The organism is Arthrobacter sp. LFS091 (assembly GCF_047977885.1).
Classification (GTDB): domain Bacteria; phylum Actinomycetota; class Actinomycetes; order Actinomycetales; family Micrococcaceae; genus Arthrobacter.
The window spans coordinates 332,963-355,571 of record NZ_JBFPFP010000004.1 but is presented as its reverse complement, the minus strand read 5'-3'; the positions used below and the strand labels follow the sequence as shown (position 1 = coordinate 355,571).

General features: G+C 64.0%; 19 protein-coding genes. 12 read left to right on the top strand and 7 right to left on the bottom strand.

Annotated features, from left to right (window positions below; all coding sequences use genetic code 11):
- Position 1: 1 nt before the first annotated feature.
- Complete coding sequence (gene purE, locus ACNQOP_RS09755; protein WP_257368666.1) at positions 2–565, bottom strand: 5-(carboxyamino)imidazole ribonucleotide mutase; 564 nt, start codon at positions 563–565, stop codon at positions 2–4.
- Positions 562–1,749, bottom strand: a complete 1,188-nt coding sequence (locus tag ACNQOP_RS09750; RefSeq protein ID WP_257368664.1) for a 5-(carboxyamino)imidazole ribonucleotide synthase — start codon at positions 1,747–1,749, stop codon at positions 562–564. The genes purE and ACNQOP_RS09750 overlap by 4 nt, the downstream gene beginning before the upstream one ends.
- Positions 1,750–1,928: 179 nt before the next feature.
- Here ACNQOP_RS09750 and ACNQOP_RS09745 point away from each other — a divergent pair, with 179 nt between their 5' ends.
- Entirely contained in the window at positions 1,929–2,486 is a 558-nt protein-coding gene (locus ACNQOP_RS09745; protein WP_257368663.1) for a GtrA family protein, read from the top strand.
- An 18-nt stretch (positions 2,487–2,504) separates the two neighbouring features.
- Here the strand turns inward: ACNQOP_RS09745 and ACNQOP_RS09740 are convergent, their stop codons facing one another.
- Positions 2,505–3,200: a TIGR03089 family protein gene (locus ACNQOP_RS09740; protein WP_416404344.1), complete on the bottom strand. Its 696-nt coding sequence runs from the start codon at positions 3,198–3,200 to the stop codon at positions 2,505–2,507.
- Between the two features lie 365 nt (positions 3,201–3,565).
- Here ACNQOP_RS09740 and ACNQOP_RS09735 point away from each other — a divergent pair, with 365 nt between their 5' ends.
- From ACNQOP_RS09735 to ACNQOP_RS09725, 3 genes are read left to right on the top strand one after another with little or no spacing between them, the layout of a single operon-like run.
- A complete protein-coding gene (locus ACNQOP_RS09735) occupies positions 3,566–4,111 on the top strand; it encodes a WhiB family transcriptional regulator (RefSeq protein ID WP_211713163.1) in 546 nt (181 codons plus the stop codon).
- Between the two features lie 11 nt (positions 4,112–4,122).
- Positions 4,123–7,485 carry a glycosyltransferase gene (locus ACNQOP_RS09730; RefSeq protein ID WP_416404343.1) on the top strand — a complete coding sequence of 1,121 codons (3,363 nt, stop codon included), beginning with the start codon at positions 4,123–4,125 and terminating at the stop codon, positions 7,483–7,485.
- A complete protein-coding gene (locus ACNQOP_RS09725) occupies positions 7,478–9,169 on the top strand; it encodes a DUF5719 family protein (RefSeq protein WP_416404342.1) in 1,692 nt (563 codons plus the stop codon). Before ACNQOP_RS09730 ends, ACNQOP_RS09725 begins: the two co-directional genes overlap by 8 nt.
- Positions 9,170–9,196: 27 nt before the next feature.
- On the opposite strand, the gene ACNQOP_RS09720 is transcribed toward ACNQOP_RS09725, so the two are convergent.
- On the bottom strand, positions 9,197–9,715 hold the full coding sequence (locus tag ACNQOP_RS09720; RefSeq protein ID WP_284986127.1) for a metallopeptidase family protein: 519 nt from the start codon (positions 9,713–9,715) through the stop codon (positions 9,197–9,199).
- A gap of 141 nt (positions 9,716–9,856) precedes the next feature.
- Between ACNQOP_RS09720 and ACNQOP_RS09715 the strand changes: the two genes are divergently transcribed.
- The 5 genes from ACNQOP_RS09715 (at position 9,857) to ACNQOP_RS09695 (ending at position 14,452) form a co-directional block, all read left to right on the top strand.
- Positions 9,857–10,234 carry a DUF3499 domain-containing protein gene (locus tag ACNQOP_RS09715; protein ID WP_257368653.1) on the top strand — a complete coding sequence of 126 codons (378 nt, stop codon included), beginning with the start codon at positions 9,857–9,859 and terminating at the stop codon, positions 10,232–10,234.
- 130 nt (positions 10,235–10,364) lie between these two features.
- The gene (locus tag ACNQOP_RS09710) at positions 10,365–10,583 is read left to right on the top strand and encodes a Trm112 family protein (RefSeq protein WP_257368651.1); all 219 of its coding nucleotides are present in this window, start codon (positions 10,365–10,367) and stop codon (positions 10,581–10,583) included.
- Positions 10,584–10,626: 43 nt separating this feature from the next.
- Positions 10,627–12,105 carry an adenosylhomocysteinase gene (ahcY, locus tag ACNQOP_RS09705; RefSeq protein WP_416404341.1) on the top strand — a complete coding sequence of 493 codons (1,479 nt, stop codon included), beginning with the start codon at positions 10,627–10,629 and terminating at the stop codon, positions 12,103–12,105.
- Positions 12,106–12,221: 116 nt separating this feature from the next.
- Positions 12,222–13,442, top strand: a complete 1,221-nt coding sequence (locus tag ACNQOP_RS09700; protein ID WP_257368648.1) for a L,D-transpeptidase — start codon at positions 12,222–12,224, stop codon at positions 13,440–13,442.
- A 185-nt stretch (positions 13,443–13,627) separates the two neighbouring features.
- Positions 13,628–14,452 carry a pentapeptide repeat-containing protein gene (locus tag ACNQOP_RS09695; protein WP_284986130.1) on the top strand — a complete coding sequence of 275 codons (825 nt, stop codon included), beginning with the start codon at positions 13,628–13,630 and terminating at the stop codon, positions 14,450–14,452.
- A gap of 41 nt (positions 14,453–14,493) precedes the next feature.
- On the opposite strand, the gene ACNQOP_RS09690 is transcribed toward ACNQOP_RS09695, so the two are convergent.
- Complete coding sequence (locus ACNQOP_RS09690) at positions 14,494–15,297, bottom strand: RDD family protein (protein WP_284986131.1); 804 nt, start codon at positions 15,295–15,297, stop codon at positions 14,494–14,496.
- 93 nt (positions 15,298–15,390) lie between these two features.
- On the opposite strand from ACNQOP_RS09690, the gene ACNQOP_RS09685 reads away from it, so the two are divergent.
- A complete protein-coding gene (locus tag ACNQOP_RS09685) occupies positions 15,391–16,383 on the top strand; it encodes a stage II sporulation protein M (protein WP_284986132.1) in 993 nt (330 codons plus the stop codon).
- Positions 16,384–16,525: 142 nt separating this feature from the next.
- The gene (locus tag ACNQOP_RS09680; protein ID WP_416404340.1) at positions 16,526–17,707 is read left to right on the top strand and encodes a TIGR01906 family membrane protein; all 1,182 of its coding nucleotides are present in this window, start codon (positions 16,526–16,528) and stop codon (positions 17,705–17,707) included.
- Positions 17,708–17,783: 76 nt separating this feature from the next.
- Here the strand turns inward: ACNQOP_RS09680 and ACNQOP_RS09675 are convergent, their stop codons facing one another.
- Together ACNQOP_RS09675 and ACNQOP_RS09670 are read right to left on the bottom strand one after the other, a co-directional pair.
- Positions 17,784–19,613, bottom strand: coding sequence for an AMP-dependent synthetase/ligase (locus ACNQOP_RS09675; RefSeq protein WP_416404339.1), 1,830 nt, complete (start codon positions 19,611–19,613; stop codon positions 17,784–17,786).
- Positions 19,614–19,623: 10 nt separating this feature from the next.
- Positions 19,624–21,456, bottom strand: coding sequence for a phospholipid carrier-dependent glycosyltransferase (locus ACNQOP_RS09670; RefSeq protein WP_416404338.1), 1,833 nt, complete (start codon positions 21,454–21,456; stop codon positions 19,624–19,626).
- 128 nt (positions 21,457–21,584) lie between these two features.
- On the opposite strand from ACNQOP_RS09670, the gene rsmI reads away from it, so the two are divergent.
- Positions 21,585–22,466 carry a 16S rRNA (cytidine(1402)-2'-O)-methyltransferase gene (gene rsmI, locus ACNQOP_RS09665; RefSeq protein ID WP_257369016.1) on the top strand — a complete coding sequence of 294 codons (882 nt, stop codon included), beginning with the start codon at positions 21,585–21,587 and terminating at the stop codon, positions 22,464–22,466.
- Positions 22,467–22,609: the final 143 nt, after the last annotated feature.

The window sequence follows — 22,609 nt, the reverse complement described above, 5'->3', positions numbered from 1 at the left end:
CCTAGCGGATGCTCCGTGCGGAAGCGTTGGCAGGCGAGAAAACCTCTTCCACTTTGTGGCGCAGGTTTTCGCCCTTCTTGGTGGCAACGTCGTTCAGCTCCTGGGCGAAGGCCAGCAGGTCCGCGCGGAGCTTCGAGGCGAGGTCGTCCGTGCCCGATGCCAGCATTCGCACCGCAAGGAGTCCGGCGTTGCGGGCTCCAGCGATCGATACCGTGGCTACGGGAACGCCCGCAGGCATCTGCACGATGGACAGCAGGGAGTCCATGCCGTCGAGGGTTTTCAGGGGGACAGGCACACCGATCACAGGCAGCGGCGTCACAGATGCCAGCATGCCGGGCAGGTGTGCAGCGCCACCAGCGCCGGCAATGATGACCCGGAGGCCGCGTTCGTGGGCCGTCTGCCCGTACCGGATCATTTCGGTGGGCATGCGGTGCGCCGAGACGACGTCTGCCTCGAAGGGAATGCCGAATTCGGCAAGGGCGTCCGCGGCGGCCTCCATGACGGGCCAGTCCGAGTCGGAGCCCATGACGAGCCCTACCAGCGGGGCAGTTGTACCGGAGGTCATACGGTCTCCTCAAGAGTGGTCTGTTCAGGCTTGCGGCCGTCACGGATGATGTTTGCCACGGCTGTGGCACGCTCGCGGACGGAGTCGACGTCGGAGGTCGACGTGCCGACCAGGTTCACATGCCCGATCTTCCGGCCGGGCCGGACGGACTTGCCATAGGAGTGGACCTTGGCGGCAGGCTCGTAGGCGAGGGCCATGGGGAAGGCGTTGAAGAGATCCTGGTTGTCGCCGCCCAGGAAGTTCTTCATGACCGTGACGGGGGCCAAGGCATCCGTGGCGCCGAGGGGAAGATCCAGGACAGCCCGGAGGTGCTGTTCGAACTGGCTGGTGATGGATCCATCCTGCGTCCAGTGCCCGGTGTTGTGGGGGCGCATGGCCAGTTCGTTGATCAGGAAGCCTGCCCCGACGCCGGGCGTTTCAAACAATTCGGCTGCCATGACGCCGGTGACGCCGAGCTCGTTGGCTATGCGGAGGGCAGCTTCCTCTGCGGCGGCAGCCACCTCGAGGGAAATGTTCTGGGCCGGTGCGATCACTTCATCGCAGACGCCATCCACCTGGATGGTGTGCACCACGGGCCACGCCCGGGACTCGCCGCTGGGGGTGCGGGCCACCAGGGCTGAGAGTTCGCGGCTGAACTCCACCTTGGCTTCGGCCAGCAGCGGGCTCATGGCCTGGAACCAGTCGCCGGTCTCCTGCGCTTCGTCCGCGGAGTCGATGATCCTGACGCCCTTGCCGTCGTATCCGCCCCTCGGCGTTTTCAGCACCACGGGCCAACCGATGCGGTCGCCGAAGGCCACCAGTTCGTCAACCGTGTGCACGGCGGACCACTCGGGGTTGGGCAGTCCAAGCCGATCGATGGCGGCCCGCATGACCAGCTTGTCCTGGGCGTTCACCAGGGCATCCGGCCCGGGCTGGACATTCACGCCGGCATCCAGCAGCGCCTGGAGGTGCCCGGTAGGAACGTGTTCGTGGTCAAAGGTCAGCACGTCCACGCCACGGGAGAATTCGAGGAGCGTGTCCAGGTCCTTATAGTCGCCGACCGGGGCCGAGGCCACCGCGGCAACGGCGGAAACGTCCTCGGCTTCAGCCAAAACGCGGAGTTCGAAGCCCAGTGCGGTAGCGGGCGGAGCCATCATTCGTGCGAGTTGGCCGCCGCCAACAACGCCAATTACTGGAAAAGTCACAATGTTCAGCCTACCGAACAGGCAGCGCGATCACTGATTCTGGCGCTCTATTGCCTGCCTTTTGGTGGCGCGCACGGTCTTCTATGGGTGTTCTCACAGGCTGTTCCCGGGCACCGCCGCCAAATCGGCGCTAAAATAAATTTGGCCCATCGGCCCATCTTCAACGGCCATGGAGGGTCATGATCACCACACTTGCAGATCGCATCCGCGGACTTGCCTCGCTTTTCTGGCGCGAGGTAGCCAAGTTCGGCGCCGTCGGCGGTGTTGCCTTCGTCATTGACTCGGCCGTCTTCATCTGGCTCTTTTCGGGCCCTATGCACGGCAGTGAGGTGTGGGCCAAGGCTCTCGCGACCATTGTTGCAAGTGTGTTCTCCTGGGTAGCCAACCGCTTCTGGACTTTCCGCCACCGCAAGCAGGCCAATGTTGTCCGCGAAGCCGTGTTGTTCGCCGTCATGAACATCGTTGGGCTTTTGATCGCTTCAGGATGCGTATGGTTCGCCAAGTACATCCTGGACCTGAACGACAAGCCGTCGTTGTTCATCGCCGGCAGCGTCGTGGGCCTCATCCTTGGCACCATCTTCCGCTTCTTCGCCTACCGCTTCTGGGTCTTCAACGAGGAACTGGATGCCGAGCCGGAGTTCTCGCACGATCACGAGATCATCGAAGGACACCCCAAGCAGAGGAACGGCGAGACCGCCAGCCCTGCGACCGGCGAACTTCCCATCAAAAAAGCCTGACCGCTAGTCCTCGCGTTTTCAGCGTTGTGTGACGCGTTCGTTTTCCAGCAGGTGTTCGGTGACGTCCACTGCCGGGTGAACCAGGACCACTGATCCGTCCTGCTTCCATGCACCCAACGACGCGGACAAGCCTTCTTCCAAACCGTCGGCCGCGCGTACCAAGAGGCGGACCCCCGGCTCCTGGGTGGCAGCAAATCCGTCGATCAGTTCGGCGTGCGCGTGTGCCGTTGTGCTGCGGACCGCAGGCAGATCACCGTCGGGTTCGTTATGTGCCATGAAGACGTCACCGTGGGAGCGGACTTCCGCGGCGTAGTCCACGACGCCGGCGGGCAACTCGCCGGGCCACCGCATGGCGAGTGCCGCAAGCGGGACCGCCACGACCGCGTCGAAGCCGGCCCCGGCGCCGTCGTCGGGCTTGTCCGTAACGAGAAGGTCAGCTGACGAATCGTCAAACACGACTTCCAGCCCGAGCTGCCAAGCAGCTAAGGCCCACACGAACGACTTCCAGTGGGCTGGGAGGTCCAGCCGGACGGCCATGCCCGGTTCGGCGTCCAGCTCGTCCTGCAGGAGGTTGCTGGTCTTGGCCACCCAGTTATCCAAAACGCGGCCCGAAAGTTCCACGCGCTCGGAGTCCGGTCCGTACCAAGTGAGTCGGGGTGAGGTTGCGTGGCCGGACCTCAGGGCGGTCATCAGGTTCGCTGCCGGGATAGTCATAGGCCCATCTTGCCACGCTGCAATTATGTGGACGCGGGGCGTTGTGAATTGAAGCACACCACACGCGGCCGGGCTGAAGGATGGCCCTCCTTCGGTGGTCAAATTTCCGCAGGAATTCAATGAACGTTCACGTAAATCGATCCGACACTCCCAGTTTTTCGCCGCGAAACGCCGCGGCGCGGAGAAAATCTTGGGCGTGGCGCATCCCACGTTTCTACAGATTCTTGATTATTATCCCGGCGCGGCTTGACTGTGGGTAGTTACACGCGTGTAATTAGTAATCAACGCCGCTGCACAGAGGACCGGAACGCCACCGGGAATCGGAAATACATCCAAGCAGCAGCTGCAAACTCAGGAGGGACGCCATGGGGCAAGCGTTGCGTATCCAGGAAGATGCAGTCGTCGCAGAACATGCGTCGGTGAAATACCGTTCACGGGAGGTACCGGGAGACTGGTACGTCGATCCCGCGGATCCGGAAGCGGCAGACCGCTACAACCAGAATGTGCAGCAATCCCTGGAGGACCAGGCAACTGCCCTCCTGGCCGCACATGAAGCACTGATCGGGGACCTGCCTGCTGGGCCGGACGATGACGTTGACGACCCTCCCATGGAGTTGCGTCGTCCGCTGGAGACCCCGGGGCAACCCGTGTGGATCGGCCTCCCCAGCCAGGGTGACTTCGATGACGAAGGTGAGCTCGGCTGGCAGACAGATGCGCTCTGTGCGCAAACGGACCCTGAAGCGTTCTTCCCCGAGAAGGGCGGATCGACGAGGGATGCCAAGAAGGTCTGCGGGGCGTGCAATGTCCGCTCGCAGTGCCTTGAGTACGCCCTGGCAAATGACGAACGGTTCGGTATTTGGGGCGGCCTCTCTGAGCGGGAACGTCGTCGGCTAAGGAAGCGAGCGGTCTAATTCTCAAGGAAGTGCATGTTACCGCCGTCGTGGTTGCCCACGACGGTGGAAACTATCTCCCCAGGACCTTGGCGGCATTGTCGAACCAGACGCGTTCGGCAGATGCCGCCATTGGCATTGATACAGGTTCCACGGATAACTCGCAGGCGTTGCTTCGCGAAGCGTTCGGAACCGGCAGCGTCACCACCTTCACGCAACCGAAGTCCGGCTTCGGCGCGGCCGTCCAGGCGGGCTTGAACGAACTTGCCCCCGCCCGGGACGCAGCCGAAGGCGGCACGCAGGGATCCGTCCAATGGATCTGGCTCCTTCACGACGACGCTGCACCTGCGCCGGACGCGCTGGCGGAACTGCTCCACGCCGTCGAACGTGCTCCGTCCGTCACGGTAGCCGGCTGCAAGCAGCTCGGATGGGATAACGAACGGCACCTTGTTGATGTGGGTCTGTCGACCAGCCGCTGGGCCGAACGCCTGACGTTGATCGACGCCGATGAAGTGGACCAAGGACAATACGACGCGCGGACTGACACGTTCGCCGTGAACTCTGCGGGCATGCTGATCCGACGTGACGTCTGGGAGCAGCTGCAGGGCTTCGACCCCGCCCTTCCAGGCAGCGGCGACGACGTCGACTTCTGCTGGCGCAACTGGCTCGCGGGAAATCGTGTGGTGGTGGTCCCCAGCGCCCGCATGTTCCATGTGGAGCACAGGCCCCACGGTTTGGGTACCTCCTCCGCGGCCAGGAAAGCGCAGATTCACTTACGGCTCAAGCACACCCCGTGGTGGAACGTGCCCTTCCAGGCAATCGGTGCCTTGTTCGGTGCGGTGGTCCGGTTGCTGCTCAGCATCCTGGTCAAGGAGCCGGGTTACGGGTTCTCCCAATTCACCTCCACGGTGGCTGCCCTGTTCCGTCCCGGCGCAATCGCCAGGGGCCGCCGGGTAGCGGCCAGGACACGGCGTGTACACCGCTCCGTGATCCGTGGCCTGCAAACCTCCACGCGAGACGTGAGGGCCAACCGGCGCTCCCTGCTGGAGGCCATACGTCCCGGCGATGAGTCCTCCGCCGTCTCCGACCTCCTGGCTCCGGAGCCGAGTGGAGATGCCGCCGATGACTTCGCGGCACTGGCAACCAATGAACGCGGCTGGGTGGGCACGGGTGCCGTCGCTGCTGCGGTCCTGGCCCTTGCCGCGGCCTTGGTAGGCCTTCTGGGATTGCTGCGCTCCGGCGCGGTGGCCGGTGGGGGACTCCTGCCCCTTTCTGCGCTCCCCGGAGACATCTGGGCCAATGCGTCCACCTGGTGGATCTCCTTGGGGGCAGGGCTGCCCGGCCATGGTGATCCGTTTGGATACGTGCTGTGGCTGTTGTCGCTGTTCGGCGGTGGGGATGGAAATTCCGCCATGGTTTGGCTGCTCATCCTGGCCATGCCGCTCTCAGGGCTTGGGGCTTGGTTCGCCGCAGGCGCACTGACCACGAAACGGCGTTTCCGCACCGTTGCCGCCCTTGCCTGGTCCGCCGCGCCTGCGCTCCAGATCGCCATCAACCAGGGACGACTTGGTGCCTTGGTGGCGCACATGATGATGCCCCTGCTGCTCCTGGCGCTCTTGCGCGCCTCCGGATCCGCTATCGGTCAAGGACCGGCCTCTGGTAACTCCGCACTCACTCGGAAGCCTGCTCCGATCCTGGGTAAGCCCGGTATCAACGGAACGCCGTCCTGGACGGCCGGCGCTGCGGCTGGCCTTGCGATGGCAGTGGTCACCTCGGCTGCGCCGTCGCTGCTTGGCCCGATCGCCGTCGCAGTGATCCTCTCCGCCGTGGTTCTTGGACAGCGGGGCAAGACGCTGTGGTGGTCGCTCCTGCCCACTATTGCCTTGTTCCTGCCGTACGGAATTTCCGTACTGGACAGGCCACGTTCGTTGCTCGCTGACCCGGGCCTGCCCCTCACTTTTGAAGCGGCACCGCTGTGGCAGCAGTTCCTGGGGCAACCGCTGGCGTTCAGTATCGACGGCGGCCTGAACGGTTTGGCCTTCTTTGGTCCGGGTTCTGTGCCATGGGCGCTGATCCTGGCTTTGCTCATCAGCGCGCCCATCCTGGTCCTGGCCGTGACCGCCCTGTTCCTTCCCGGTAAACGCAGCGCAATGGCCAGGGTCTTCTGGCTGGCGGCCTTGGCTATCTTGGCGGCCAGCTGGCTGGTCGGTCACGTCGCCACTGGCGTCAACGGCAACGTGATGGTGGGCCCTTTCACCGGCCCGGCCGTCTCCGCTGCTGGGATGTTGCTGCTCGGTGCCGGGATCATCGGTGCCGACAAACTCTTTACAGCGCGCCGCCGGACTCCTGATTCACAGCGGGCGAAGCTTCCGCTGCGCCGGATTTCCTCAGCCGTGGTCATGACGCTCCTCGTCGCCGGCCCCTTGGCGGGCCTGGGTGCCTGGGTTTCCCAGAACGTCCTGCAGCCTGCACCCATAGCAGGCGGGGCGGTCCCTAACACGGCTACACATCCGACGTCGGCCCTTGGCTCCGCTCGCCTGGTCCGGCCCGTGGACACCGGCACGCTGCCGGCCACCGCCGTCGACCGCGGGATTGGTCCGGAACGGACGCGGACGCTGGTTATCACCAGTGGTGAGGAGGGTGCCTTCACGTCATCCCTGATGCGTGGATCGGGAACCACCTTGGACAGCCTGTCCACCATTGCTTCCGCACGGACAATCATTGGTGCTCCGGGACGTGAGGAGATCACGGCTGACGACGCCGCAACCACGTCCCTCCGCAGGGCAGTAGCCACGATTGTGGCGAGCACCGGTGTGGACCCGCGGCCGGACCTGGAACAGCTTGGCGCGGGTTTCGTCGTCCTCAAGGCGGCCGACAATGCCGCCCAGCTGACTGCCAGCAGGATCGACGCCGTTCCCGGCCTTGTTGCTGTGGGGCAGACCGACGCCGGATGGTTGTGGCGCGTAACGCCGCGGAACCAGCCGGCGGCTACTGCTGCGGACACGACACACCGCGTAAGGATTATCGACGCCAAGGGGGCAGTAGTCAGTTCCTTGCCCTCCGAAGAAGTCTCCGTTGACGCCGACGTGGCGCCAGGGGACGAGGGCCGCAAAGTGGTGCTGGCTGAACGTGCCGATCCAGGCTGGTCCGCATCGCTGGATGGCCACCAGTTGACCTCCACGACGTCCGGCTGGGCGCAGGCTTTTGAACTTCCTGCCACGGGCGGAAACCTCGAAGTGCGTTATACGAATCCGTGGGCTGTATGGTTCGGCATACTGCAGGCAGTGGTGATCGGTTTGACGCTCCTGCTGGCCGTTCCAATGCCTGCGCGCCGCACCCGAACCGGCATGTCGAGGGACGAAGTTTCCCTCCGTAAGGAGTACAGCAGTGTCTGACGACCGGAAGAAAGTGCCTGACGAAGCCACTGATGTCCCGGTGCCCAGGAAGTCCCGCGCCGATAAGGACGGCGACGCCGGCAGTTCGCGCAGCACCGGCAAGGGCGCCCGAAGCTCCAGGAAGGGCGTCGTCACGGGTGCGCTCTCCGCCGTGGTCATCCTGGCCGCTGGCGGCGGCGCGGTTGCTGCCGCGTCGATGATGCCCGAGCCGTCCGGTGGCACCACCCTGGCTTTCCGCCAGGCAGATGTCCCGGCGGGACGTGCCCTGGGTGTCTGCCCTGAACCGGCCCGGTTGGTCAACGGAACGGTAGTTGGCACGGATGCCGACTTCAGTCCAGTGTCCACCACTGCCACCAGCGCGCTCAATGCCGTGGTGCTGAGCAACCCGGCAGGTGCCGTTCCCGGAAGCAAAGTAACCTCACTCGGCGGCGGCACAGTGGCGGAGATCGCCAAGGCGCCCACCAGCAGCCCGACGCCCACATCCGGTCCGCCGGTATTGTCCGCGGGCGTGGCGTCCATCAGCCCCGTCACAGGAGAATCAGTGGTGGGCGCAGATGCGCTGGGGAACGAACAAGCATCCTTGGCTGCGAATCTCAGCTATTCGGCCACGGACGGGGACCTGCGTGGCTTGGCGTCCGCCCAATGCCAGCAGCCAGGAAATGATGCCTGGCTGTTGGGTGCGAACACCGCTGTCGGCCGCACCGCCGTCCTGAACCTGAGCAATGCCTCCGAAACTCCCGCCACCGTGAACCTGGAGCTCTTTGGCCACCAGGGACAAATCCAGGCGCCCGGAGCGCGGGGGCTCCTGGTAGCCCCCGGAACGACCCGCTCGGTCAACCTCGCCGGCCTTGCCCCGAATGAAGCGCAGCTGGCCGTCCATGTACGCAGCACCGGAGGTCCTGTGGCTGGGACCATCCAGCAGAGCGTGCTGCGCGGGCTCGCCCCGGGCGGAGTTGAGTACCTCTCGCCAGGAGCTGGCCCGTCCAACCTGCAGGTCATGTCCGGCGTCGACATCCAGGATCCTGCCGCTGCGAAAGCGCTGGCCGGGAAGTCGGGGTTTGCTGATGCCGTACCTGCACTCCAGATAGCTGTTCCGGGATCCACGGACGCCGTGGTGCAGGTCAGCCTTTACGGAGCGAATGGTGAACGCAAGGTACCCAACGGGGGAGTAGTGACGGTGAAGGGTGGTTCCGTGGCCACGCTGAACCTTGACGGCGTTCCTGCCGGAAGTTACACCGTCAAGGCCACCTCCGACGTATCGTTCGTGGCGTCGACCAGGATCACGCGGGGTGCCAAGCCGGAGGACGCGACTGACTTCGCATGGTCGCCGGCGTCAGCCCGCCTGGGCAGCCAGCACTTGGTTGCTGTTCCTCGCGATGGCCAACGGTTCCTCAGCTTTGGCGTGCCCGACGGCCGTGCCACAGTGAGCTACGCTCCCGTGACGGCCGACGGAAAAATCGGCAAGGCCGTGGACGTGGATATGAGCGGCGGAACAACGTCCATGATCGAGCTCCCGGCAAAATCCGGCGACGCCATAGTGGCCGGATACGTTGTCTCGGCTTCCGGTGATCCCGTCTACGGCGCCCTTGTCCTGGGAAAGCAGGGACGTTCGGACGTGTCTGTGGTGGCGATCCAGGACGCAGCGGCGGGACTTGAAAAGGTTCCCGTTTCGGTGGGTTACTAGGCAGCGCTCCCGAGCCTGCCGTCGTCGTTATTGATAGCGGCGACGGTAGACCGGGTCGAGCGTTTCCGGTGGCACACCGAGCATTTCGGCTGTGTACTCCACCACGACGTCGTGGACCAGGTCCTGGAGCTCTTCACGCGTGCTGGCGCCTTGAACCACCACCCTGCGGTAAATGGTGATCATGGGCGCTTCGCCGCGGCCCCCGGGAGTGTAGGAGCCCATGGGAGCGGTGCCACCCGTAGCGAGCAACTGCTCCAGGTCCGGTGGGATTTCATCGACTGCGAAGAGCACTCCGTCCAACTGCTTGCCCCACATGTCCTGCAGGCGCTCCGCGGAGTCCAGCACCATGTCGTCAAAGCGCTCTGAGCGGGTGCGGAAACCGGGCAGATTGGCAAGCATCAGTTCACCGCGCAGCCCCCGTCCGTGGCGGTTGCGCCTGCGGCGCCGAAAGCTCCGCACGCCCGTGCCTGCGTGTTCCCCGGCCTGGTCGCCATCCGCGTCAGTCCACCGGATGGTGAAACCGGGGATATGTGGCTGTGACTGCATATATCGACTTTAGTACCGGGCGACCGCCAGCGCGACATCACCGCCACCAGCGCGCCGCAGCTGTTCCCGGTAAACGGAGTAGGCAAGCCACGGACGGCCAATGCGCACTTTGGGTGGCACGAGGCGCTAATCTGGGATGTTGTGGGTGCTATTCGTCAATGTTCCAGGTCGGCCTGCCGCCAGTCCGCGGTGGCTACTTTGACGTACGTCTACGCGGATTCAACAGCGGTCCTGGGTCCTCTCGCCACTTATGCGGAACCCCATGCCTATGACCTGTGCTCGCAGCACGCCGAAAGCCTGACCGTGCCGCGGGGATGGGAAGTGCTTCGGCTGGCGATGCCCACCACTCCGCCCCAGCCCGGGCCCGACGATTTGCTCGCACTCGCCAACGCCGTCCGCGAGGCGGCCTCCGCAGCCCCGGAAGCGCCGGTACGCCACAACCATGCGCACATGGAACCGCCGGCCGGTACCGAAGGCACACGACGCGGTCACCTGCGGATCCTTCGCGAACCGTCCTGATCGGGCAACCCCAAGGCAGGGGTAGCAAATCGTCGCGGTGCTCCAAACGGCACGAACGTGCGCGGTAGTCTGGAATCTGCAGATTAACCAGCCAGCGGCGCCGGGCGGCGCCACCCAGGGAGCATCATTCATGCCAAAGGTCAGTCCTGAACTGTTGTCCATCCTGCGCTGTCCCGTGACGGGTTCACCGCTGGTCCAGGAGGGCGACGAGTTGGTTGCCTCCGTCGCCGCGGCGGACGGCGAAAAGCTCCGCTACTCGATCGAGGACGGCATTCCGCTTCTCCTGCCGCCGGAATTGTTGGCCGCTGCCCACGCAGCGACTTCCGGCCAGCACGATTCCAAGGCGTAACACCGTCTTTTCACCAAACCCGCACGGTACCCAAAGGATTTCCATGACTTTTGATTTCAAAGTGGCCGACATCACCCTTGCGGAGGCAGGTCGCCACCAGATCCGCCTCGCCGAGCACGAAATGCCCGGGCTTATGTCTCTTCGGGAGGAATTCGGTGCTTCCCAGCCGCTGAAGGGCGCACGCATCGCAGGGTCGTTGCACATGACCGTGCAGACGGCCGTGCTCATTGAGACCCTCACAGCCTTGGGCGCCGAGGTTCGCTGGGCTTCCTGCAACATCTTCTCCACCCAGGACGAAGCAGCCGCCGCCGTCGTCGTCGGTAAAGGCACGCCGGAAGACCCGCAGGGTGTCCCGGTCTTCGCGTGGAAGGGCGAAACGCTCGAGGAATACTGGTGGACTGCCGAGCAGATCCTTACCTGGCCCGGCGCGGAAACCAACCCGGAGTTGGGTCCCAACATGATCCTCGACGACGGCGGCGACGCAACGCTGCTGCTGCATAAGGGCGTCGAATTCGAAGCGGCGGGCGCAGTCCCGACCGCTGCGGAGACTGACCCCGAGGAGTACGTCCTGATCCTCGACCTCCTCCGCAGGACCCTCGAAACCGACCCGCAGAAGTGGACCCGCCTGGCCGCCCGGATCGAGGGCGTCACCGAGGAAACAACCACCGGCGTGCACCGCCTCTACCAGTTGGCCGAGCAGGGCAAACTCTTGTTCCCGGCCATCAACGTCAACGACTCCGTCACCAAGAGCAAGTTCGACAACAAGTACGGCATCCGCCACTCCCTCCCGGACGGAATCAACCGTGCCACCGACGTCCTCATGGGCGGTAAGGTCGCCGTCGTCTGTGGATATGGCGACGTCGGCAAGGGTGCCGCCGAGGCGCTGCGCGGACAGGGTTCGCGGGTCATCGTCACGGAGATCGACCCCATCTGTGCCCTGCAGGCAGCCATGGACGGCTACCAGGTGGCCAAGCTGGAATCGGTACTCGCGCAGGGTGACATCTTCATCACCACCACGGGAAACAAGGACGTGATCCTGGCCGAGCACATGCTGGGCATGAAGAACAAGGCCATTGTGGGCAACATCGGCCACTTCGACAACGAGATCGACATTGCGGGCCTTGCGAAGATTCCGGGTGTGAAGAAGGTCGAGATCAAGCCGCAGGTCCACGAATGGGTCTTCGACGCCGGGACCGACACTGAGCGCTCCATCATCGTCCTGTCCGAAGGCCGCCTGCTGAACCTGGGCAACGCCACCGGCCACCCGTCGTTCGTGATGAGCAACTCCTTCGCCAACCAGACGATTGCCCAGATTGAATTGTGGACCAAGAGGGACCAGCCGGCAGGGGAGCGCGAATACCAGAAGCAGGTCTACGTCCTCCCCAAGATCCTGGACGAGAAAGTCGCACGGCTCCACCTGGACGCCCTGGGCGTTGAACTGACCGAGCTGAGCAAGGAACAGGCCGACTACCTCGACCTGGACGTCGCCGGTCCTTACAAGCCGGAGCACTACCGCTACTAAGCGGTGGTGGATCGCAGATTCGCTGTTGAAAGGCCGGCACGCGTCCAGCGTGGCCGGCCTTTCGGCTAGAATTGGGTGTTCAGTATTGCTTGCCGGGGGACAGGAAGACAGGAACCATGACGGAAGTCGCCAAACGCAAAACGGGCAAGATCCTTGCCATTGTGGGGATCTGCGCGGCTATCGCCGTGGGCGGGATTGGCGTGGCTACCGTTCCAGGCCTGCTGGCTGGATCCAGCCAAAATGCCGGCTCCGCGGCCTCACCCACTCCCACGGTTGAAGCCAAGCCCGTTGAGCTGGGTATCACGCCCCTTGACGGTGCGGTGGAATGGAACCCCGTGGTTGGGCCGCAGATCAAGGCGGTCAACGGCAAGGTCAAGGACGTGGTGCTGACGCCGGTTGGCGGCGGTGCGCCTGTGCAGGGGAAGACCAGCCCGGACGGCAGTACCTGGACCACGCTTGAGGTGCTGAAGTTCAAGACCCAGTACTCCTATTCCTTCACCGTGGTGGATACTGCGGGCAAGGAAACCAAGAAGAACCAAACCTTCACCACAGTTTCCGCGGCATACGAGGCCGACGCCTCCATTTACCCGCGCAACGGTTCAACGGCCGGTTCCGGCCAGCCGATCGAAATCAACTTCAGCGAGCCAGTCCTCGATAAGGCAGCCATGGAGAAGCGGGTTGCCATCACAGTGTCCTCCGGCCAACCTGTCGCGTGGCACTGGTACTCAGACAAGAAAGTGCGGATCCGTCCCGAGGCTTTCTGGGCCTCGGGCAGCACCGTCACCGTCGACATGAAGCTCCTTGGCGTGGATTTCGGCAACAAGATGATCGGCAACGGGAATGTCGTGTCCACGTTCACCACCGGCCCCCAGCGTGTTGCCGTGGTGGACGACACCACCAAGACCATGAATGTCTATTCGGATGGACAGTTGGTGCACACAGCGCCGGTCTCCCTGGGAGGCGAAGATTGGTTGTCGCCCACGGGGTACGCCGTCATCCTGGAACAGGAACGCAAATCCAACTTCAACGCCGGCAGCATCGGCCTGAAGCCCGGGGACAAGGGCTACTACGCGCCCATGGTGGTGGACTACGCCAACCGCCTCACCTGGTCCGGAGTGTACGTACACCAAGCCCTTGAACCTGCTTGGGGCGCCATAGGTCGCGTGAACGTCTCCCACGGCTGCGTGGGTTTGTTGCCGGATGATGCCGCCTGGTTCTTCAACAACATGAAGACCGGAGATGTTGTCCAGATCCTGAACACCGGGGCACCTGCCGTGGAGCCCCTGGAAGGCTTCGGGGACTGGAACATCCCGTGGGCCAGCTACGCCCAGCGATAGTTCCGGTTGTAGGATCAAGTCAGTGATTATTTCCTGCATGCTTTGACCCATTCCTCAGGCGCCCACCCAGTGTTGGTCCTCCATTTTGTGCTGCCTTTTGTGGTGATTCCGGGAGTCCCTGAAGGGAACCCGTAGACGGGTTCCCCGGCCTTTCCCACCGGATCCCTTTTCCCATTGGAGCAAATGTGACTATTTCACCAACCCTTCGCCCTGATTGCGGCAGTTGTTTCGCACTTTGCTGTACCGCCCTTGGCTTCGCCCGCTCGGCGGATTTCGCCATCGACAAGCCGGCGGCTGCGCCCTGCCCCAACCTTGCCGGCGACTTCTCCTGCACCATCCATCAACGCCTGCGTCCCCGCGGCTTCCGCGGATGCACCGTGTTTGATTGTTTCGGTGCGGGCCAAGCCGTCTCCCAGCACACCTTTGGGGGTGTCAGCTGGGCCGACGATCCGTCGTCCAGGCACTCGATGTTTGCCGTATTCAAAACAGTCAAGCAACTCCACGAGATGCTCTGGTATCTGGAGGAAGCCGGGTTGCGGACTTTCGACCCTGAACTTGCCGACGAAGCGGGGCTCCTGTCCAGCCGCATTGCCATCATCGCCGGAGGCGACGCGACGACGGTACTGGGTGCCGACGTCGGACTCCTCCATGGCGAGGTGCGGAACCTCCTGATGGAGGTCAGCGGGGAAGTCCGCGGTGCTTATGGTGCCGAAGGAACTGAAACGCTCGACGGCGGCCTGCGCCCGGGTGCCGACCTCATGGGTGCGGTACTGGCCAACCGGCGTCTTTGTGGGGCGGACCTCCGTGGCTCCTATTTGATTGGGGCCGACCTGAGGGGGAGTGACTTGGCCGCGGTGGACTTGTTGGGCGCCGACCTTCGCGGAGCTCAACTTCAGGCTGCGGACCTTTCGCGTGCTCTTTACGTGACCCAGCCGCAAGTGAATGCCGCTGAGGGCAGTTCTGACACACGCTTACCAATACGGCTTTCAAGACCCGAACACTGGGTCTAAGCAGGACGCGGCTCACCGGCCCCGGGCACCGTCCGGGCCGGTTAGCTGCTGGTAAAAGGCAGCTTGCGGAGCCTTTCGCCGGTAGCGCGGTTCCGTATTTCGGCCTGCCGGAGGCGTGCCAGTTCCCGGTTGCGCCGCTCGCCAAGGACCGCGCCGATGTAATCCTCGGGGATGGTCCCGGCGGGCGGTGGCGGGGCTACGTACCGGGCGAGTTCGGATGCCAGGGACGCGGCCATGTTGATGCGTGATGCAGGTGCCATGAGGTATGCCTGCTGTACGAAGGTTCCGGCACGGCGTGCCGTGGCGTCGGGCACCCTGCCGATGTCTGCCATGGCGATCCATGCCTGCAGGTAGGACGGGGCGACGGGCATGATGCGCGGCTTCGAGCTGACACGTTGCCGGAGCGAGTAGGTGCCGGCGACGATGTCCCCGAGGCGTTTGGATTTCTCGTTGAACAGGGCCACGAAGATGGCGAGGCCCCCGAAGGTCAGGTAGATCTCCAGGAAGCCGAGGAGCCCACGGATGAGGGCGTGCCGGAACCGGATGGCGCCGCCGTCGTCGCGCACTATGCGTAGTCCCGCTGCGAGCTTTCCCAAGGACCGCCCACGGGTGAGCGTTTCGACGGTGACGGGTACAACGATGACTGAGAAGATCACGCTGCTGAGGATCAGGGCCCGGACGGCAGCTTCGTCGAGGTCCCTGGCGGCGGCGGAGACCAGGATGATGAGGAGGATAGCGAGGACCACCTGTGAGATGACGTCCAGGATGAGCCCCAGCGCTCGGGAGGCGAAGGACGCCGGGCGCAGCTCAAGGACAACTGCCTCACCAGTAATGATGGAACTCAAGATCGCCCCCCATGCTGCGGGCGGCGTGCCCGCACCAATGAGTCTAGCGGCGGTTCAGGCCCGGTGGGCGGATAAGGGCGCTAGGGTGGTGGCGTGGACATAGATGCCTTCTCGGCCGTGCATGGGGACAAATGGTCGCGGCTTCACTTCCTGGCGCATAAACGCCGGATTACGGGGGCTGAGGCGGACGAATTGCTTCGTCTGTACCAAACCGTGTCTGCGCACCTGTCACTGATCCGGTCCGTGGCGCCTGAGTCCGGGTTGTCAGCGTCCCTTTCTGCCGCATTGGCGCAGGCCCGCACCAGGTTTACCGGCGCCCGCTCGAATTTCATGGAAGACCTGGCGCGCTTTTTCGTCATTTCCCTCCCGGCCGCCTTCTACCGGATCCGTTGGTTGACAGTGTGGTGCGGGGTGGCCTTCGTGCTGGTTGCAGGGGCGTATGCGCTCTGGATCGGCACCTCCCCGGAAGCGTTGAGGGCTGTGGCAAGCGACGCGAAAGTGAAGCAGTACGTCGAGGAAGACTTCATTGACTACTACTCGGAAAATCCCGCGGCGTCGTTCGCCGGCGCGGTGTGGACCAACAACGCCTGGATTTCCGCCCAGGCAGTGGCATTCGGAGTAACGGGTTTCTGGGTTCCGTTCATCCTTTTCATGAATGCGCAGGGCGTGGGCATCGCGGCTGGGCTTTTCCTGGCGACGGGGAAGTTGGACATCTTTTTCAGTTACATCCTCCCGCATGGGCTCATGGAACTCACCGCCGTTTTCATTGCCTGCGCGGCGGGGCTGAAGATCTTTTGGGCCATGGTGAGGCCCGGTCCGCGGACGCGGCTGCAGGCGGTCGCCGATGAGGGCCGCTCCCTGATCACTGTTGCCCTGGGCCTGGTGCTGGTCCTGTTGGTATCCGGCATCGTTGAAGGTTTTGTAACGCCGAGCCAACTGCCGGTGTGGGCCAAAATCGGCATCGGCGCGTTCGTGCTGGCTGCTTACTGGACCTACACCCTGGTTTTGGGCCGGAAGGCGGTCCGGTCCGGTGTGACTGGAGACCTGGACGCCCACGACGCCGGCTACCGGAGTATCGCGGCATAGACCTTACGGTTGCGTTGCGATCTGGTCGCAGGCGGGGTGGCTCCGCGTGTCTGCGTCATGGCGGGCGGTAGGCTCGAATGCAGACAAGAGAGCCGGCAGTCCCCAACCGCCGCCGGTGCATGCCTACGGAAGTGAACCCGCTGTGAGCGACAAGAGCCCAAAACCACAAGAGCCTGACACGGACGTCCCTGAGGACCCCAACGAACCGGCGTTCGACTGGATGAAGCCAAAGACGTCCTCCGGTGCTTCGGCAGTGACCCCCGAACCCGCGGCTGCCCCCACTCCCAAGGCTGCCCAGCCCGCGCCGGCAACTACGACGGGCGCGACTCCCACGGCTTCAGAAAGCACCGCACAGCCGGAAACCCGCGCCGATCGGAAAGCCGCTGAAGCGGCCGACGCCGAGCCGGAACCGCCGCTTTTCGCAGACACACTTGCAAGTACTTCAGCGGATAAGGAACCGTCGCACTATTCGGAGCCTTTGCCGACGTCGGCCCTTCAGGTCCGACCGCCTGAAGACGAAGTAGCCCGGCGCAATGCCGAACGCGAGCAGGCGGCGAAGGTCAAGCCGGTGGGTCCCCGGATCTTCCAGGTGCTGTTGGCGGTGTTCTACCCCGTGATCCTCCTGGTGCTCGCTGTCAGGGCGGTCACCAGCCCGCTGTTCCTCTGGGTGGAGTACAACCGTCCCGGTTTCCCCGGCGATGGCTACGGTTTCAGCACCGATGACCGCATGACCTTCGGGTCGTACGCGGTGGACTACCTCAGCAACTGGGCCGGTCCGCGGTACCTGGGCGGCTTGGTGAACCAGGACGGGACCAAGCTGTTCAAGGACAGCGAAGTGGCACACATGGCCGACGTGAAAGTGGTCATCCTGACTTCTTTCGCGGCTGGTCTGTTGCTGATCATCCTCAGCATCATCGGCATCCTGTACCTGCGTAAGCGAAGCAACGGCGGAATCCGCCGCGGCCTGTTCGCGGGATCAATTGTCACGTTGGTCATCATCATTGGCCTCGCCGTCCTGGCCGCGTTGAGCTGGCAGCAGTTCTTTACCGAGTTCCACAGGATCTTCTTCGCCAACGGGACGTGGACGTTCTCCCTGGATGACACCCTCATCCGACTCTTCCCCGGACAGTTCTGGGTCGATGCCGGGATCGTGATCGGTGCCCTGGTGTTCCTGGTGGCGACGCTGACGTTCATCCTGACGTGGCCCACCAAGCGGCGTCGCGCGGGCATCGCTGGCCGTCAGGGCGTCGAGGCTGACGCAAACCCGGAGCCAATCGCAGAGGACGCGGACGACGATTCCGAAGCGGTCAATGGCCGCCGGTAGTCCTGACCGCTGAGCCACACAAAAACGGACCCCGATAGGGGTCCGTTTTTTGTTGTCCAGCGCGAGGGTGCCGGAGCTACTTTCCGTAGAGCTTCTCCACGATGGGCGCGAAGTCGCTGACGACGGCGGCCCGCTTGAGCTTCAACGACGGCGTCAAGTGCCCGGACTCGACGCTGAGCTCGGCTTTGATGAAGGCAAACTTCCGGATGGACTCCGCTTCGGAGACGAGTTTGTTCGCCTCGTCCACGGCTGACTGGACGGCGGCCTGCACACGGCTGTCCCCAACGGCTTCCTCAGCGGAAAGGGAGACCTTGTTCACTGCGCACCAGTCTGCAAGCCCTTCCGGGTCCAGGCTCACCAGCGCTGCGACGAACGGCCTGCCGTCGCCAACCACCACTGCCTGGCCCACCAATGGGTGTTCGCGGAGCTTCTCCTCCAAGGGAGCCGGAGCCACGTTCTTCCCGCCGGCCGTGACCAAGAGGTCCTTTTTCCGTCCCGTGATGGTCAGGAAGCCGTCCTCGTCCAATTCGCCGAGATCGCCCGTCCGGAAGAATCCATCGACGAAAGCCTCGGCGGTGGCGGCCGGATTGCCGTGATAACCCTTGAACACGCCGATTCCCTTGACCAGGATTTCGCCGTCCGGGGCCACCCTCACGGTGGTCCCGGGCAAGGGGATCCCCACTGTGCCGATTCTTGTCATGCTGGGCGTATTGACCGTGCAAGGTGCCGTGGTCTCGGTCAGGCCGTAGCCTTCCAGCACCGGAACGCCCGCGCCATGGAAGAAGTGGTTCTCGCGCAGGCTCAGGGGACTGGCGCCAGATACGGTGTAACCCACCTGGCCACCGAAGACCTCACGGACCTTCGGGTACAGGAGCTTGTCGAAGGTACTGTGCTTGAGGTTCAGGAGCCAACCGGGGCCTGGCCCCTTGCCGCGCGCGGCGAGGTCGACCGCCGTCGAATATTCAACAGCGGTTGCCGAGGCTGCGGCGAAGAGCGCGGACTTACCGCTCATGGCAGCTTTGTGTCCGGCGCCGGCGTAGACCTTCTCGAAGATGCGGGGGACTGCCAGCAGGAACGTTGGCTTGAACGTTCCGAGGTCGGCCATGAGCCCGCTGGCGCCGGCGCTGTGCCCCAGGGTGATGCCCGCCGTGAGGCACACCACCTGGACAGCACGTGCGAGAACATGCGCCAGTGGCAGGAACATCAACGTCCGGGCGTCCTGCTGCATCAGCAATTCGGGCAGGAAAGGAATGACGTTGCGCGCCACCAGGACAAAGTTGCCGTGCGTGATTTCGCAGCCTTTCGGCTTGCCCGTGGTGCCGGAGGTGTAAACGATGGAGGCGACGTCGGCGAGCGTCGCGGCGCTGCGCTGCCGCTCCAGCTCGGAGTCCATGATTCCGACGCCGACGGCGGACACGCTGGTCAGGTTGGGGGCGTCGCCGTCGTGCTCCATCCGCACAATGGTGACGGGGTCGTCTCCCAGCGACGGAGATTTGTCCACCACATCGTGGACGAGACTGGCTTTGCCCGCGTCCTCCACGAAGATCCGGCGTGCCCCGGAATCGGCCAGTATCCACTCAATCTGGCTGGCAGAGGACGTCTCGTAGATGGGCACGGTCACTCCACCGGCCATCCAAATGGCAAAGTCCACCAGGGTCCACTCGAAGCTTGATCGCGACAGTACCGCCACAGGGTCGCCAGGGTTCAGGCCGCCGGCAATCAGCCCCTTGGCCAAGGCCGTGACGTCGGCGAGGAACCTGGCTGCTGACACGTTCAACCAGCCGTTGGGGGTGTTATGGGCGTAGAGGATGCCGAAGGGATCCTTGGCACAGCGTTCAAGGAGGAGGTCCGTCACGTTGGTGTCGGGATCGACCTCCACCAGAAGATCCGTGCTTGCTTCCCTCACTTCTTGCCTCCTAAATCCACGACGGCATCCACATTCTCATCCGCCACTCCTGGTAGCTGATTACCTCGGCAGTCAGCACCGGGTAGAAGAACGCGGTTGCAAGAACTGCCAGCACCAACACCAAACCCGCAACGTATAGCCCCGAGCGCCTCCGCCATGGAGGGTCGCTGCTGCGCCCCAGGACCAAACCAAGCACATAGGCCAAGGCCAGGACCAGGAACGGCTCGAAGGACACCGCATAGAAGATGAACATGGTGCGCTCGGGGTACATGAACCACGGCAGATAGCCAGCTGCCACACCGGCAAGGATTGCTCCCGCACGCCAGTCCCGGCGCCCGGCCCACCAGAACAAGAGGATGACCAACGCGATGGTTCCACCCCACCAGACCACCGGGTTCCCCACCGGGAGGATAGCCGAGGAACAGGTTTCCACGACGCAGCCCGCCGTGCCCTGCTTGGGGGACTGGTAGTAGAACGACGTAGGCCGCCCCATGACCAGCCATGTCCACGGGCTCGACTCATACGGGTGGTCGGCACTGAGGCCTTGGTGGAATTTGAACGCTTCCAGGTGGTAGTGCGCCAGGGACCGCACAGAGTTTGGCAACCAATCCCAGCCGGGGGCCGGATTGGTGGCTGCCCACTGGCGGTAGTAGGCGTCCTTGGAGAGGAACCAACCTGTCCATGTGGCCACGTAGGTGAGGGCAGCGACGGGGATGATGGTGACGAACGCAGGCAGGCCGTCCCTGATGATGCCGGCGCTGAACCAACTGCGGATGCCGGCGACACGGCGCGCGCTCATGTCCCAAAGGACTGTCATCAGGCCGAACGCGGCAACGAAGAAGAGCGCTGACCATTTGGTGCCCACCGCCAGGCCAAGGCACAGGCCAGCGACGAGCCGCCACCAGCGCATTCCCAACCATGGGCCAGCGACGAGTTGGCTGGGGGTGGGCATACGCCCCGGCGAAGCAGCCGCCTGCGCGGCGAGCCGGGCAGCAAGCCGGCGTCGGCCGTCGTCGCGGTCCAGCAACAGGGCGCCGAAAGCGGCCAGAATCCAGAACGCCAGGAAGATGTCAAGGAGTGAGGTCCGGGAGAGAACCAGATGGTGGCCGTCGATCGCCAGCAGGAGCCCGGCAACAACGCCCAGGGTGTGGGAGCGGAAGAGCTTCAACGCTATGAGCGAGACAAGGAACACCGTCAGCGTGCCCGTCAGTGCTGCGCTGAAACGCCAGCCGAAAGGATTGTCGCCGCCGAACAGCCACATCCCGAACGCGATCATCCATTTACCCACCGGTGGGTGGACAACATATTCGGGCGTGTTGAGCAGGACGTTCGGGTTGCCGGCGTTGAATGAGTCGTTGGCCTGGGCCGGCCAGCTCCGCTCGTAGCCGCTCATCAAGTAGGAGTAAGCGTCTTTGACGTAATACGTTTCGTCGAAAACCAGGCTGTGTGGCTCGCCGAGGCGGAAGAATCGCAGGATTCCGCCCAGTACCGCCGTGATGGTGGGGATCAGCCAGAACCACAAACGCAACGACGCCGGGTAGTCGCGCCAGCTCTGCACCTCGCCGATGAGACGGGCGCGCAGCGCGGTGGCGGTGAACGCCTCCGCGGGCCGGGCTATCCACCGGTGGCGCTGCAAGCCGCGGCCAGGCAGGTGAGCGCTTGGGTTCGGCGAAGCTGGGTTTGGCGAGGCCGACGCCAACCCGTCATGGGCTGGAGTTCCGGTGTTGCCCGCAGAGCCGGACCGCTGAGTGACACCGAGGGCCTCGGGGCCGACTGTTTCGGCGGTCGCGGAAGACGCCTCGGGAGTGCCGGAAGCTGTGGCAGGAACGGGCGACTGGTTCACCCGCCCATGCTACCTTTCGATCCTTATGCCAGCGTTGAGGTGCGGCGCGGAGGGCCGTGCGGCATTAGGCTTGGCAGGTGGACGAAGAACGCAACACCCCGGACCTGGCTCCTTTCGGCGAAGAAGATATGGACGGGGCGCCCCTTTTGGAGAGTCCACCATCCAGTGGAACCCCGGGTGTTGGCAGGATCGTACTGGCGGCGACCCCGATCGGAAATGTTGGCGACGCATCGACCCGCCTCATTGAGCTCCTTGGGACTTCGGACATCGTGGCCGCGGAGGACACCCGGCGCCTGCACCGGCTGGTCACGGCACTGGGCGTGGAGGTTACCGGCCGGGTCATCAGCTACCACGAACACAACGAGGTGGCCAAGACCGGCGAACTGCTGGACCACGTGCGTGCAGGCAAGACCATCCTCATGGTCAGCGACGCCGGCATGCCTGCGGTTTCGGACCCTGGCTTCCGCCTGGTTGAAGGGGCGGTCGCGGCCGGACTGACTGTCACCGCGGTTCCTGGCCCCTCCGCCGTGCTCACGGCGCTGGCCCTCTCCGGCCTGCCCACGGACCGGTTCTGCTTCGAAGGGTTCCTGCCGCGCAAGTCCGGTGAGCGGAACTCCCGCCTGGTAGACCTCGCCGACGAACGCCGCACCATGGTCTTCTTCGAGGCGCCGCACCGGCTCGAAGTGATGCTCCGGGCGTTGCATGAGCGCTTCGGTGCCGACCGTCGCGCCGCTGTCTGCCGTGAACTGACCAAAACGTACGAGGAAGTCATCCGCGGTAGCCTCCGTGAACTCCTCGAATGGGCTGAAAACAACGAAGTCCGCGGTGAAATTGCCGTAGTTGTCGGTGGTGCGCCTGAACAGGAACCCGGCAAGCCCGAGGACCACGTTGCAGCTGTCAACGAGCTGATTTCCCAGGGAATCCGCCTGAAGGAAGCCGTGGCAGCGGTGGCAGAGGACGCCCGCGTCAGCAAACGGGAACTGTACTCGGCGGTCCTGGCAGCCCGCTGATCGACGCTGTGCAGCTGCACAAATAGGCGCCCGCTTGGCAGTGCGCGAAGGCGTAGACACTCCTTCCGGCTGGGCAGTACCGTGGCAGTAATTCAAGCCACTTCTGGCAAGGAACCATAGTGGTGCAACACTCCAAAGCACCC

Coding starts and splice junctions, on each gene's coding strand:
- purE (WP_257368666.1), bottom strand. CDS start 565: ATGACCTCCGGTACAACTGCCCCGCTGGTAGGGCTCGTCATGGGCTCC.
- ACNQOP_RS09745 (WP_257368663.1), top strand. CDS start 1,929: ATGATCACCACACTTGCAGATCGCATCCGCGGACTTGCCTCGCTTTTC.
- ACNQOP_RS09740 (WP_416404344.1), bottom strand. CDS start 3,200: ATGACTATCCCGGCAGCGAACCTGATGACCGCCCTGAGGTCCGGCCAC.
- ACNQOP_RS09735 (WP_211713163.1), top strand. CDS start 3,566: ATGGGGCAAGCGTTGCGTATCCAGGAAGATGCAGTCGTCGCAGAACAT.
- ACNQOP_RS09720 (WP_284986127.1), bottom strand. CDS start 9,715: ATGCAGTCACAGCCACATATCCCCGGTTTCACCATCCGGTGGACTGAC.
- ACNQOP_RS09710 (WP_257368651.1), top strand. CDS start 10,365: ATGCCAAAGGTCAGTCCTGAACTGTTGTCCATCCTGCGCTGTCCCGTG.
- ahcY (WP_416404341.1), top strand. CDS start 10,627: ATGACTTTTGATTTCAAAGTGGCCGACATCACCCTTGCGGAGGCAGGT.
- ACNQOP_RS09700 (WP_257368648.1), top strand. CDS start 12,222: ATGACGGAAGTCGCCAAACGCAAAACGGGCAAGATCCTTGCCATTGTG.
- rsmI (WP_257369016.1), top strand. CDS start 21,585: ATGGACGGGGCGCCCCTTTTGGAGAGTCCACCATCCAGTGGAACCCCG.